Origin of the sequence: Mesorhizobium sp. WSM4983 (assembly GCF_029625765.1) — a bacterium.
Classification (GTDB): domain Bacteria; phylum Pseudomonadota; class Alphaproteobacteria; order Rhizobiales; family Rhizobiaceae; genus Mesorhizobium.
This window is the reverse complement of sequence record NZ_JARTVM010000001.1, coordinates 1,207,140-1,219,349: the sequence shown is the minus strand read 5'-3', so window position 1 is coordinate 1,219,349 and position 12,210 is coordinate 1,207,140. Positions and strand designations below refer to the sequence as shown.

The 12,210-nt window shown below is 62.5% G+C and carries 12 protein-coding genes; 4 read left to right on the top strand and 8 right to left on the bottom strand.

Annotated features, from left to right (window positions below):
* Positions 1 to 158: 158 nt before the first annotated feature.
* On the bottom strand, positions 159 to 596 hold the full coding sequence (locus P9254_RS05940) for a CBS domain-containing protein (RefSeq protein ID WP_095779493.1): 438 nt from the start codon (positions 594 to 596) through the stop codon (positions 159 to 161).
* 294 nt (positions 597 to 890) lie between these two features.
* Here P9254_RS05940 and P9254_RS05935 point away from each other — a divergent pair, with 294 nt between their 5' ends.
* The 4 genes from P9254_RS05935 to P9254_RS05920 all read left to right on the top strand — a co-directional run bounded on the left by P9254_RS05935 (position 891) and on the right by P9254_RS05920 (position 6,888).
* On the top strand, positions 891 to 2,021 hold the full coding sequence (locus P9254_RS05935; RefSeq protein WP_336619639.1) for a chemotaxis protein CheB: 1,131 nt from the start codon (positions 891 to 893) through the stop codon (positions 2,019 to 2,021).
* A complete protein-coding gene (locus tag P9254_RS05930) occupies positions 1,975 to 5,568 on the top strand; it encodes a CheR family methyltransferase (protein ID WP_278054363.1) in 3,594 nt (1,197 codons plus the stop codon). The genes P9254_RS05935 and P9254_RS05930 overlap by 47 nt, the downstream gene beginning before the upstream one ends.
* The gene (locus P9254_RS05925; RefSeq protein ID WP_067320576.1) at positions 5,565 to 5,969 is read left to right on the top strand and encodes a response regulator; all 405 of its coding nucleotides are present in this window, start codon (positions 5,565 to 5,567) and stop codon (positions 5,967 to 5,969) included. The genes P9254_RS05930 and P9254_RS05925 overlap by 4 nt, the downstream gene beginning before the upstream one ends.
* Before the next feature lie 355 nt (positions 5,970 to 6,324).
* A complete protein-coding gene (locus P9254_RS05920; protein ID WP_278054714.1) occupies positions 6,325 to 6,888 on the top strand; it encodes a sigma-70 family RNA polymerase sigma factor in 564 nt (187 codons plus the stop codon).
* Positions 6,889 to 6,897: 9 nt separating this feature from the next.
* On the opposite strand, the gene P9254_RS05915 is transcribed toward P9254_RS05920, so the two are convergent.
* The 7 genes from P9254_RS05915 to P9254_RS05885 all read right to left on the bottom strand — a co-directional run bounded on the left by P9254_RS05915 (position 6,898) and on the right by P9254_RS05885 (position 12,208).
* Positions 6,898 to 7,074 carry a hypothetical protein gene (locus tag P9254_RS05915; protein ID WP_082953720.1) on the bottom strand — a complete coding sequence of 59 codons (177 nt, stop codon included), beginning with the start codon at positions 7,072 to 7,074 and terminating at the stop codon, positions 6,898 to 6,900.
* Between the two features lie 183 nt (positions 7,075 to 7,257).
* Positions 7,258 to 7,476 carry a hypothetical protein gene (locus P9254_RS05910; protein WP_066992288.1) on the bottom strand — a complete coding sequence of 73 codons (219 nt, stop codon included), beginning with the start codon at positions 7,474 to 7,476 and terminating at the stop codon, positions 7,258 to 7,260.
* A 64-nt stretch (positions 7,477 to 7,540) separates the two neighbouring features.
* A complete protein-coding gene (locus P9254_RS05905) occupies positions 7,541 to 8,395 on the bottom strand; it encodes a class I SAM-dependent methyltransferase (RefSeq protein WP_278054361.1) in 855 nt (284 codons plus the stop codon).
* A 50-nt stretch (positions 8,396 to 8,445) separates the two neighbouring features.
* Positions 8,446 to 9,438 carry a GNAT family N-acetyltransferase gene (locus P9254_RS05900; RefSeq protein WP_278054358.1) on the bottom strand — a complete coding sequence of 331 codons (993 nt, stop codon included), beginning with the start codon at positions 9,436 to 9,438 and terminating at the stop codon, positions 8,446 to 8,448.
* Positions 9,435 to 10,499: a glycosyltransferase gene (locus P9254_RS05895; protein WP_127213761.1), complete on the bottom strand. Its 1,065-nt coding sequence runs from the start codon at positions 10,497 to 10,499 to the stop codon at positions 9,435 to 9,437. Before P9254_RS05895 ends, P9254_RS05900 begins: the two co-directional genes overlap by 4 nt.
* A 22-nt stretch (positions 10,500 to 10,521) precedes the next feature.
* Positions 10,522 to 11,454 carry a beta-xylosidase gene (locus P9254_RS05890; RefSeq protein WP_127245890.1) on the bottom strand — a complete coding sequence of 311 codons (933 nt, stop codon included), beginning with the start codon at positions 11,452 to 11,454 and terminating at the stop codon, positions 10,522 to 10,524.
* Entirely contained in the window at positions 11,447 to 12,208 is a 762-nt protein-coding gene (locus tag P9254_RS05885) for a TIGR04290 family methyltransferase (protein ID WP_095827600.1), read from the bottom strand. Before P9254_RS05885 ends, P9254_RS05890 begins: the two co-directional genes overlap by 8 nt.
* Positions 12,209 to 12,210: the final 2 nt, after the last annotated feature.

Genomic DNA, 12,210 nt, shown 5'->3' with positions numbered 1-12,210 from the left:
AGCGTTGGCTTAGGCTGACAACCTGAGAGGGATCGTCGCCACCTGTCGGTCCATCAGGTCGTGATTAGGTTGCGAAGCCGCGATGAGGCCGCCGCAACCCAGTCACGCCCGGCGGGCGTCAACCGACGATCAAACAGACCCCGATGTCGTCGTTGTCATCAATGGGCGGTCTGCGAATGAACACCGCCCGGCGCCGAAATGCCGCTCAAAGCCTCTCCAGCCTCCCGTGTTTCACCCTTTCTTGCGAGGTCTCCGAGGGAGATGATGCCAACGAGCCGTTTGTCTCGGTTCAGAACCGGGAGCCGGCGCACCTGCAAGTCTCCCATGTTAGCAAGAACATGATCGACGTCTTCGTCATCGAAGCAATATCTTACCTCTTGGCTCATGACATCGCGCACCTTGGTATCGGGACCTTTGCCCAGCGCTATACCGCGGATGACCATGTCCCGGTCGGTGATCATCCCCACCAGCCGGTCATTTTCACCGACAGGCACGACGCCGGCGTCGAGCTTGCCCATCATCAGTGCCACCTCGCGGATCGACTGTTCGGGATTCGCGACGGCAACGTCCTTTGTCATGCAACTGCCGACCTTCATGGCTATCTCCCTTTGTTGCGGAGCCCACCCGCCGAACCTGAACTGAGAAAACAAATGCTCGGCGCTATTGGTTCCTTCAAATCTGGCGGGGGCGACCGGCATGGAAAGTTCCGCTGGGCTCGATTGACAGCCGGGCAGGCGACCGGTCCTTGCGCAGGCCTGAGGGAAGCAAGGCCGGCAGCCCATCGCCCCATGTTCGGCCGAGACCCGTTCGTGCTGTTGCGGTCCCGGTGATCGTTGCTTTGGTTGCGTGCGCCGCTCATGGAACAGAGTCCTGCCTTCGGCCATTGTGTTATGGGCCGGGGGCGACCTGATAGGGGAGCCATGGCCGACTTTCGAAACCGGATCTCACCTGCCCGCGAGGCCGAGACAAGCTCGCGGCAAGCTAAGGCGCGCAACCGCTCCATCATCGTCATCGGGGCGTCCGCTGGCGGGGTTGAGCCCCTGAAAGCGATCGTGAGCGACCTGCCTGCCGATCTACCGGCGGCCGTGTTCGTCGTGGTCCATGTCGGCCAGGTCAGCTATCTGCCGGAAATCCTCGACCGTGCGGGAGCGCTGAAAGCCTCCGGCGCCAAGAACGGCGAGTCCTTCAAGATGGGAAACATCTATGTCGCGCCGCCCGGCTTCCATCTTCTTCTGCATGACGATCACATGATGCTGCGCCGCGGCCCGCGCGAAAACCTCGCGCGGCCGGCGATAGACCCGCTGTTCCGCTCGGCGGCGCTGAGCTTCGGCGCAAGCGTCGTCGGCGTGCTGCTGTCGGGCGCGCTTTCCGACGGCACCGCCGGCCTGCGGGCAATCAAGGCGGTCGGCGGCCTCGCGGTGGTCCAGCATCCCAAGGACGCGCTGGTGCCTTCCATGGTGGAAAGCGCGCTGCGTTATGTCGACATCGATCATTGCGAACCCGCCGCCAAACTCGGCGGCTTGCTGGGCAAGCTGGCGGCCGAGCCGGCCGGAGAAACGTTGCCGGCCCCACCGACGGTCAGGCTGGAGGCCGCAATCGCGGCACAGGAGCATTCGACCATGAAAGAACCAGATCGACTTGGGCAACTGTCGGTGTTTACATGCCCGGAATGCCACGGGCCGCTGTGGGAGATCGAGGACGGTGACATGCTGCGCTATCGGTGCCATACCGGGCACGCTTTCACCGCCGATGCGATCATGGAGGCGCAGGCGATCGAGGCGGACGAGATCCTGTGGAGCCTGCTGCGGTCGCATCAGCAGCGGGCGGAGTTTGCCCGGCGCATGGCGGAGCGGGAGAAGACGCGACATCGCTCCCAACTCGCCAGCGAGTTCGGCAAGCGGGCGAGGGAATACGAAGCGGATGCCTCCGTCATCGAGCGCATCCTGGAAAGCAGGCGGACACAGGTAACAGGCAATGGCGCAGGCGGCGAGGAAGGCAAGCACAAGGAAGGCACGGACTAGCCCGCGCCAGGATGAGAGAGAGCCCGCGCTGTTCCCTGTCATCGGCATCGGCGCATCGGCCGGCGGCATCGCGGCGTTGCAGAAGTTCTTTCCGGAAGTGCCGGCCGACAGCGGCTTTGCCTATGTCGTGATCCAACACCTCGATGCCGAGCATGAGAGTGTGCTCGCGAGCATCATCCAGCGCTCCACCGCGATCGAAACGCAGACCGCGGTCGAAGGCGCGGAAGTCGAGCCGAACAACATCTACGTCATCCCGCCGGGCGTCTCGGTGACCATCCGGGGACAGCGTTTCAACATGGCCAAGATGGCCGCCACGCGCGCGAAGCGGACGCCGATCGACGATTTCTTCACGTCCCTGGCACAGGATCAAGGGGAGGATGCGGCCGGGCTGATCCTCTCCGGAACCGGCAGCGACGGCACGATCGGGCTCAGGGCAATAAAGGAACATGGCGGCCTAACGCTGGCGCAGCAGAGCGCCGAATATGATGGCATGATGCGCAGCGCCGTGCAGAGCGGCCTGGTTGACATGGTGCTGCCGGCCGAGGAGATGGCTGCGAAGCTCGTCGGCTATTTCAGCCACGCCAACCGCGATGAAAGCGAATGCGACCGCCGCAAGCGCGAAGTGGGCGAACAGCTTTCGCGGATCACGGGGCTGTTGCGTACGCGCACGGGCCATGATTTCAGCGGCTACAAGGACAACACCATCCTGCGGCGCATCCAACGCCGCATGCAGGTGCTGCAGATCGACGATCCCACGGCTTTCTACGAGCGGCTGCGCGACGAGCCGCAGCAGGTCGACCTTCTGTTCCAGGACCTGCTCATCGGCGTGACCAGCTTCTTCCGGGACCCGCAGGCCTTCGATGCGCTAGAGAGCTTAGTTATTCCGAAGCTTTTCGGGGGCCGCAAGCCGGACGAGACGATCAGGGCCTGGGTGCCCGGCTGCGCCACCGGAGAGGAAGCCTATTCGATCGCCATGCTTTTGAAGGAGAACGCGCCGCGGGGCGCCGCTTCTCCCAACCTGCAGATCTTCGCCACCGACATCGACGAGCGTGCGCTGGAAGTGGCGCGCGCCGGCCGCTATCCGGCGACCGTCGCAAGCGACATCACGCCGAAGCGCCTGAAGGAATTCTTCTCGCGCGAGGACGGCACATATCGTGTTTCCGCCGAGTTGCGGGAAGCCTGCCTGTTCTCGGCGCACAATCTGTTGCGCGACCCGCCGTTTTCCAAGCTGGACCTCATCGCCTGCCGCAACCTCTTGATCTATATGGGGCCGGAGCTGCAGGAGAAGATCATCCCGATCTTCCATTATGCGTTGCGCAATAACGGCTATCTCTTCCTCGGCTCGTCCGAGAACGTTACGCGCCATGCGCGCCTGTTCTCGACCATCGACAAGGCGACCCGCATCTTCCAGAAGCGCAGTGAGGTCGCCGCGCAACGCCTGCCGGAATTCCCACTTGCCGCCGCCGCCAGGCAGGCTGTTCCCAGCACGCGCCCGCGGGCAACGACAGGAACCCTGCAAGAAGTTGCCGAACGCTTCCTGGTCGAGCGCTATGCTCCGGCCTACGTGGTCGTCAACGCCGCCGGCGAATTGATGCACAGCTCGGGCGGGACAGGCAAATATCTGGAACTTGCCGCCGGCGCGCCCGACCACAACGTCTTCTCCATGGCCCGTCGCGGGCTGCGCATGGACCTGCGCGCTGCCCTTCACAAGGCAGTCAGCACCGGACAGATGGCGGTGCAGAACAAGATCAGCATCGGCACCAATGGCGGACGCCAGACGATCAGCCTCGCCGTGCAGCCGCTGCCGGTCGACGGCAATTCGGATCCGCTCTACATGCTGGTCTTCCGCGATATCGGCGGGATAAAGGCGGAGGCAGAGGACGAGCCCGTCCACACGACCGACGATGTCGAAAGCGCCAATGTCAGTCAGCTCGAAAAGGAGCTGCGGGAAACCAGGGAACGGCTGCAGATCACGACGGAGGAGCTAGAATCCTCCAACGAGGAGTTGAAATCCTCCAACGAGGAACTGTCCTCCATCAACGAGGAGCTGCAGTCCTCGAACGAGGAACTGGAAACCTCGAAGGAAGAACTGCAATCGATCAACGAGGAATTGCAGACCGTCAATGCCGAGCTCAACATCCGCGTCGACGAGCTCAGCCGCGCCAACAACGACATGTCCAACCTGCTCGAGAGCACGCAGATCGCGACCGTGTTCCTCGACCGCGATCTTTGCGTCAAGAACTTCACGCCGACGGCGCGGGACCTGTTCAGGCTGGTCGAAAGCGATGTCGGCCGGCCGCTCGCGCATGTGCGGCCGCGCTTTGCCGCGGACCGGCTGCAGGCAGACATGGAGCAGGTGCTGCAGCGGCTGGGGACGATAGAAAGGCAGGTGGAAGTCATTGAAAGCGCCAAGCGATACATCATGCGCGTGATGCCCTATCGTACCGTCGACAATGTCATCGCCGGCGTCGTCGTCACCTTCGTCGACATTACCCAGATCGCGCAGGCGGAGGAAAAGATCGGCGCGCTGTCGCACGACCTGCGCAACCGCCTCGAAAGCCTGGAGACTGTTCTGGATCTTGTGCCTGTCGGCATCTTGATCGCCGAAGACGACGACGGCGATGCCATCCGCGCCAATCGCCGCGCGGCCGAGCTCGCCGGCCGGCGCGCCGCGGACGGCAAGCTCAGCACTGTGCCGGCGGTCCTGCCGCTGATGGTGAACGGCTCCGTGGTGGAAACGCACGAGCAGCCGCTGCAGAAGGCGATGCGAACGGGCAAGCCCGTCCCCGGCTACGAAGCCCGAATCGCCCAGGGGGACGGCTCAAGCATCGACGTGATGATGTCGGCCAATCCGCTGTTTGACGAGTCCGGCAGGGTTCGGGGCGCTATTGCGGCCCTGGTCGATGTCTCGAACCATAAGGAGGCCGAGCGCGCTCAGGAGAGGCTGCTGCACGAGCTGCAGCATCGTGTGAAGAACATCCTAGCCACGATCACCGCACTGACCTCGCGCATGATCCGCTCGTCAAGCTCAATGGGGGAATTCGCGACATCATTCCATGAGCGACTGCACGCGATGGCGCGCACGCATGAGGTCCTGTCTTCCCACAATTGGGGCGACGCCGACCTCGAGGAACTGCTGAGGGCGACGTTTTCCCCCTACAGCAGCACGGGACGCCAGAATCTAGTCGTTCACGGCCGGCCGTTCCACCTCGATGCGGCAACGGCGGCGGCACTCGGCATGGTGTTCTTCGAGCTTGCCAGCAACGCCGCCAAATATGGGGCGCTTTCCGTCGAGACCGGACGCATCGAGGTCTCCTGGAACGTGGTGAAGCCGGGCATGCTTTCGATCAGCTGGAAGGAACTCGGCGGTCCGGCCGTGGAAGAGCCATCCCGCAGAAATTTTGGAACCACTTTCATCCAGCAGAGTTTGGAGTACGAGCTGAGGGGGAGTGTCGAATTGAACTTCCGGCCCACCGGCCTGGAGTGCCTGCTTGAAATCCCCCTTGCCCGAACCGAAGCCTTCGAGCCGCTGCCCGGCTACGCATGAACAAGAGCGCTCCATTATCGGGCCTGCGGATCCTCGTCGTCGAGGACGCTTTCCTGGTTGCGCTCGACCTCTCCGACGAACTGACCGATGCGGGCTGCCATGTGGTGGGGCCCGCGCCCTCGGTTCAACAGGCGCTCGAGCAGATCGATGGCGTCGAACTCGATGGGGCGGTGCTCGACGTGAACCTGCATGGCGAACGCAGTTTCCCGCTTGCCGAGCACCTCGCAGCGCGCCACGTTCCTTTCCTCTTCCTCACCGGCTATGACAGCGCAACGGTCTTTCCCGATCAGTTCCGGGATTCGCCGAGACTGTCGAAGCCAGTAGACTCCAAAGTGCTGATCGAGGCGGTCGCCCGATTGGCGAGCGCAGGCACCGAGGCCGCGCGGCGCTCTCGCCTGTAGCAATCGGGCTCCTGCAAGGGTTTCGCAACATCCAATGTAGGTATTGGTCTGCAGGTCTTTTCTACTCCTCCGCTAGTCTTTTGCTGACGAATGATCGCAGGATCACGGGCGGCCGGGTCAATAGTCGGACCACGAACAACCTCGGAGCATAACGAGCGTGGTGATCTTTGCGGCCTCGGCGGATTGGTCGCGAGTTGGTTTCTCTAGCTCGAACGGCGACCCCGCTGGTTGGCCGGAGGCGTTCAAGCAAGTTCGTTTACAACAGGAACGATCATCATCGTCACGCATTCTCCCTAATCAATGCCCATCAACTCTCTCTGCTGGGGTGAGAACCGTGTTACCCAAAGGCCATGCCGTGCCTGACTGCGTACCGGGCGAGGTCGCTGTCGTCGACCTCATTCCTGCCTTGCGTGCTTTTGCGCGCACTTTTTGCCGCTTGCCCGATGATGCCGACGATTTGGTGCAGGAGACCCTGACCAAGGGGCTTGCGAACTTGGACAAGTTCGAGCCGGGGACGAGATTGAAGTCCTGGCTTTTCACCATCATGCGCAATACGCATTATACGCGGGTCAAGGCGGCAGCTAGGGAGGCGCCCGGTTTGCTTGACTGCGCCTCCAGCCGGCCGATTTCGGAAGCCTCGCAGGACTGGTCCGTTCGGACCAAGGAAGTCTACCGCGCCATCCAGAAGCTTCCGATACATCAGCGCGAGGTACTGACGCTAATCGGTGTGCTGGGCGTCAGCTACGAAGAAACCGCGGAGATATGCGATTGCGCGGTCGGGACCGTTAAAAGCCGTCTCAACCGCGCGCGTGCAAGCGTCCTGGAATTCCTTGATGAAAGCTCATCGCAAACGCTGGTCGAAAGACACGACCATCTCGCGGAAGATCACTGGGACAGAGGCGCTGACAGGCATCGATGAGGCTTGCCGTCAGTTCTCCTTTTTGCACCGGCGCTTCTCGATCAGCGCATTCTGCAACTCGATCGCGAGCTTGGCCAGGCGATCAGGAACTTTTTCCTGCTCAATGGCGGTCAACAACGACGCGATCTCTTGGTCTATGCCCAGGCTTGCCTGGCTGACGGGATCGCGCTGGCTCGGACGAGACATGGCATTCTCTTAGCAAATGTGGCCCCTTCGAGATTCACTTGAGACCATACACGGCCAGAGTTTGCAAGGCGCTTCCAGCCGCCGATCAGCTTCAGCCCCGCAGCAGATCGTGGCGGAGCGAAAACCCTTTGCCTGAACTGATCCGTTGCGAGCCTGCAAAGTCTTGCGATATTCGCCGCAAGATCAGTCTTCCGGGATCCGGTTTGCCGCGTGGTCCTGATACTGATCGGACTTGATCCGATTGCTGTCGAGGCCGCGTTCTTTTGTATGCTGTTTCTTATCCCGGTTCGACAGGACGTCATTTTCGCCAATCATGTCTTTCGGAACCGTCGTCTTCGCTCCGGTCCCGGCACCTTTGCCCTGACTGCCGCGTCCCATGTGTTTCTTACCGCCGGACGCCATCTTCTTCTCCTGGGTCTTCCAGATTCTGCGCAAGTGGTCTGGGAGCCGAACTTCGGTCCGTCGGTTATGTTCCGCCGGTACGACGAATAAGAAAGGCGGTGCCGTCCCATCGACGGAAAGGCATCTCGCCATCGATGAGGACGTCCATGGCGCATATTCGGGCGAGATGGCGGATGTCGGAGGAATCGGCGGCGGGCGACATCCGGTATGAATAATTCAGGATTGCCGCCATCCCTCCCGGCCGCAACACGCGCGCCACTTCGATAAAGTGCCGCTCGGCGACGCCGGCAAGTACCAAGTAAGGGAAGCTGTCGACCGCCAGCACGCCATCAAAACCCGCGTCGACGAATTCGCCAAGATCGAGGCCCGAGGTCCGGCGGAATTCAACATTGCCAAGACCGGCGCAGCGGCGGCGCGCGACGGCAATCATCCTGGGGGAGATATCGATGCCGACGATATGCTCCGCTCTGGCGTGGAGCGCGCATTCGAAGCGGCCGATGCCGGAGCCGATATCGAGTATTGTCTTATCCGCGCCGGTAAAATCCTGTCGCTCCAGCCAGGAGACGATTTCGGCCGTTGCAGCAGAAAGCTTTTCCTCGTCGCCAAGCGACGAAAGTTGGACGCTGGCCGCCGGAGAGATGGCGACCGCCTCGTCAAAGCCCTCGGCCAGCCGGCGGATCGTCATCTCACCGGTTTCGCCGCGCAGACGGTCATGACAAACCGAAGCTGCCGTTGACCTCAGACTATCGAAGGCATCTGCCTTGCCTGAAAGAAGCACAGCGATGTCCTCGAGCCAGCCCCTTTGCTCGACAGCGCTTGTACGCATGTCCAATGCGACGTCCGCCAATTCTGGCGCGCGCATATCCGTCTCGACTGCCAATCTGGCGACCGCGACTTCGGCGGACAGGTCGGTCGCCATGCAATCCTCGAGGATATGCCTCGCGGTCGACCTCACTCGCTCTGCTGTGGTCATGGCGAGGCGCTCCGGGTCCAGACCCGTTGTATGGTCCATCGGTCCTTTGCTCCCCAGCTGTATTTGTAGCTCTCCCGGCCGCGTAGAAAATCGAACTCTCGCGCGCCGTCCTGAACGGCTTCGGCGATAGCCTTGCCGATCAGAATGGCGCCGGGGCTCTCCGATGCGTAAGCGGGGTCGAAGCCGCCGAGATAGGCATAGGCGCGGTCGTGGTGATGAAAACCGTAATAGGCGCCGACGACGGCGCCGTCGATTTCCATCAGCCAGCACCGCGCCAAATGGCTCGCGGCGAGACGGGGCAAGGCATTGCGATGAAACTCGATCGCGCTTTGCGTCAGCACGCCGCCGCCCTGTCCGGCCCAGCGGGCGTCGTGCAGGCGGATCAGCTGACCGAGAAATATCTCCGGCGCGGCCTCCGCCCGGTTGATCGACACCCGGCCTCTCCATTGCGCGGCTCGCAGCGCGCGACGCAGCTGGCGTCTTCGCCGCGCGGGAACGCACCCTGCAAGCGTCTCGTCGCCAGCCAAGGCAAGCACGGGGCAGGCGGCATGGCCGGTAGATCGGCTCTCTTCGATATCGGGCAGCAAAAGCTCCAGGGATGCGGCTTCACTCGAAAGGTCCGGCAGGATCCATTGCGACCATTCGAGCGAAAGCACAGTCTCGGCAATCAAGGTACCGACGGCTTCTTCGAACTTGGGTGCGCAAAGAATATCGAGATAGTCGCTCAGCGATATTCCGATCGGAAGCAGGCGCAAACCGGAAGCGTGCCGTTCGAGGTAGAGTGGTGCCAGGCCGACGAGATCGTTTCCGTTCCACACGGCGATCGCCGAGAGATCGCCCGGCGCGAATGTCCGCCACCATGGCAGGAGCCAGGCGGGTGACTGGAAAGGCGTAGCAGAGCTGCATTGCGACCAGAGCGGCCACCAATGCTGCTCTAGACCGTCGAGCGCTTCTTGGTCGCGGATGACATCGGCACGCAGGCCGCTCACCCGGCGGCTCCCAGCCGTGCTCGGGAATCGCCGAGCTTTGCCAATGCCCGATAGGCATCCATATAGGCCGAAACCATGCGATCGAGCGAAAACCGATCTCGCGCCTCGGCCCGGCATATTTCGTTGTCGAGGTCGGCCGAAGCGTCGATGGCTATCGCCATCTCGTCGATATCATTGACCAGGAACCCGGTCTTGCCGTGCTCAACGACATTGGGCAGGGCGCCATTCGGGAAGGCCACAACCGGCGTGCCGCAGGCGAGGGCTTCCATGGCAACGAGCGAGCTCGTCTCCGCGGCGAGGCTCGGAATGACCAGGCAGCGGGCGGCGTTGAGAAGCCGCCGCTTGGCGAAAAACCCGAGCGGTCCCAGGAAACGCCGCCGCCTGTCGAGGCGAGGCTCCACCTCGTCGGCGAAATACTGAACATGTGTCCGGTAGGGATATATCTGCCCTCCTATTGCAAGCGGCACTCCAGCGCGCTTCGCGGCGTCGATCGCCAGGTGGATGCCTTTTTCCGGGCATATTCGGCTTAACACGAGCGCGAAATTGCGATGCGACCGGGGGGCGGCAAGCGCATTGACGTCAACTCCGTTTGGGATGGGCGCGATCAGTCTCGATCCGGCCGGCGCGGTTGCTTGCTGCGCCTCCGAGACCGCGTGCAGCCACAGGTCTTCACGGGCCGGGCTCAGCACTCCGGCCGGATACCAGGCAAGCGGCAGGTGCAGTGTCACGAGCGTGGGGCCGTCATCGGGAAGATAGGCATCGAAATCGATGCCATGCAGATGGACGACATCGATCGGCCAGCGCGCACGCGCGGCTGCGATCGCCGCGCGGTGCGCGTCCTGGGCGCGGCTCTTTGCCGTCTCGTCGAGCGCGCCTGTTTCGGCAGGCGTCTCGACCAAGGTCCCGGCCGCGCTGGAGCCCCGGCAGGCGACGACGATGGATTGATGGCCTTGCCTGACCAGTGCGTGATCCAGCATCGACAGCACCTGCTCGGCGCCGCCGACCGCATCGAGGCCGACAGGCGCAAGCGGATAGGCGACGTTGAGCACTGTAAGCGTCATGGCTGATCGAGCCGAAGTGACCTCATGCGGCCGAGACCCGCCGCATGGGAATCGCGGCGTCGCGCACGCCAGGTGCGTAGCGGCGCACCATCTTCGCGCAGAATTCGGCGAACTCTTCGGGCGCCTGTGGCGGGCTGGTGTGATGGGGCTGCAGGCCTCGGTGCTCGGGCGTGAAGCAGAAAGTGATGGTGACGTTGAAGTCTGCCAGGGCTTCCATCTGGCGATCGAACCAATCGAGGGCATTCGGTCTGAAACTGTCGGCCCAAGAGAGGCCGGTGCGCAGACTGGTGACGCCCAGCCGCTTCATCCAGGCGACGGCGTCGTCCAGCCGGTGGTCCTCGAAATGGAACCACTGGACGAGGCCCATTTCCGGAGTGTGCCGCACGAACTCTTCGAGCGCGGGCTTGGGCGAGCCATCCTCGCGCAGAAGACCCATGTAGAAATGACGGTAATAGGAAGAGCCTTCCACCTCGCGATGCCGTGTGGTCGCTCCCCAAGCATGAGGCAAATCATAAAGGCTATACCATTGGACGCGGGGCGCGTTGCCAAGCAGAAGCTCCGCCGTCCGCCGCAGGCCCCAGACCTGGACCTCCTCGGCGCCGAAGCTCGACACGCCGACTTCGCTGATCCAAATCGGCAGATCGGTGACTTCGGCGATCTCGCCGAGCTTTTGCGGCCATTCGTGGATCTGCCAAAGGTTCCAGTCCAGCGGGAAGCCGTGCACGGCGACGGCATCGACATGGTCGAGGACACCATATCCCTTGATCAGCGACATGAAGCCGGCATCGATCGGCGAAATGCCGCCAAGCACTCTGGTGATCGCCGGGTTTTCAAGCCCGATCGCGTCCGCCGCCAGGATACTCATGCCGGCGAAGCGGCTCCAGTCCGGATCGAGCTCTGGGTCCCAATGCGACTTGTTGTTGGGCTCATTCCAGATCATGGCGGCTTCAATCATCATTTCGTCCTTTCGACGGGTAGACCGCACCTTCACCCGCCGGCTCATCGGACGCGCGGCAGAAGTAGACCTCGTCTTCCGGGTGAAGCAGGATCTGGAAGCCGGCGCTGCGCAGCATCGCCTCGATGCAGCCGCGGTTCGGGATCCACCAGTTGGTCGGATCGTCGGCGTAGCGGTGCTCGATGAAGTGCAGCTTCGGGAATTCGGTTCGATCGAACAGGTCGAGCGTCCAAAAATCATAGTTCTGTTCGAGCGCGAGGATTTCGCTGCTCCCGCGTTGCATCGACTGGAAGACCATCAAGTCGCGCGCAACATGCTCGCGGATCAGGTCGAGCGCCAGCAACGGGTGGCGTAGATGGTAAAGCACGCCCATGAAGAGCACGATGTCGAAGGTCTCGCCGAGCGCGCCGACGTCGTAGACCGACAATTGCCGGAATTCGATGTCGCACTCGGCGATTTCGGCGGCGAAACGCGCTTGCGTCAGATAGTCCACGTCGAAATCAATGCCGAGCACGCGATCGGCGCCTCGCTTCTTCATTTCAATGGAATAGAACCCGGCGTTGCAGCCGATATCGAGCACCGACTTGCCCGAGAGATCGGCCGGGATCGCATCCGCGAATTTCTGCCATTTCACCAGAGGATAGTTGCCGAGGAAATGGTCGGGAGCGGTCTCCACGCCCGCCAGTTCCATGTTGTGGAACCACGGTCCAAGCGCATCGATGCGGCGGCGAATTTCCGCGTCGGAATGCAGCACGG

What these genes read in the sequence shown, in the direction of transcription:
- P9254_RS05890 (WP_127245890.1), bottom strand. Translation starts at nt 11,454, where the DNA reads ATGATTGAAGCCGCCATGATCTGGAATGAGCCCAACAACAAGTCGCAT.
- P9254_RS05930 (WP_278054363.1), top strand. Translation starts at nt 1,975, where the DNA reads ATGGCGCAGGCGGCGAGGAAGGCAAGCACAAGGAAGGCACGGACTAGC.
- P9254_RS05905 (WP_278054361.1), bottom strand. Translation starts at nt 8,395, where the DNA reads ATGGCGACCGACCTGTCCGCCGAAGTCGCGGTCGCCAGATTGGCAGTC.
- P9254_RS05915 (WP_082953720.1), bottom strand. Translation starts at nt 7,074, where the DNA reads ATGTCTCGTCCGAGCCAGCGCGATCCCGTCAGCCAGGCAAGCCTGGGC.
- P9254_RS05925 (WP_067320576.1), top strand. Translation starts at nt 5,565, where the DNA reads ATGAACAAGAGCGCTCCATTATCGGGCCTGCGGATCCTCGTCGTCGAG.
- P9254_RS05895 (WP_127213761.1), bottom strand. Translation starts at nt 10,499, where the DNA reads ATGACGCTTACAGTGCTCAACGTCGCCTATCCGCTTGCGCCTGTCGGC.
- P9254_RS05910 (WP_066992288.1), bottom strand. Translation starts at nt 7,476, where the DNA reads ATGGCGTCCGGCGGTAAGAAACACATGGGACGCGGCAGTCAGGGCAAA.
- P9254_RS05940 (WP_095779493.1), bottom strand. Translation starts at nt 596, where the DNA reads ATGAAGGTCGGCAGTTGCATGACAAAGGACGTTGCCGTCGCGAATCCC.
- P9254_RS05935 (WP_336619639.1), top strand. Translation starts at nt 891, where the DNA reads ATGGGCCGGGGGCGACCTGATAGGGGAGCCATGGCCGACTTTCGAAAC.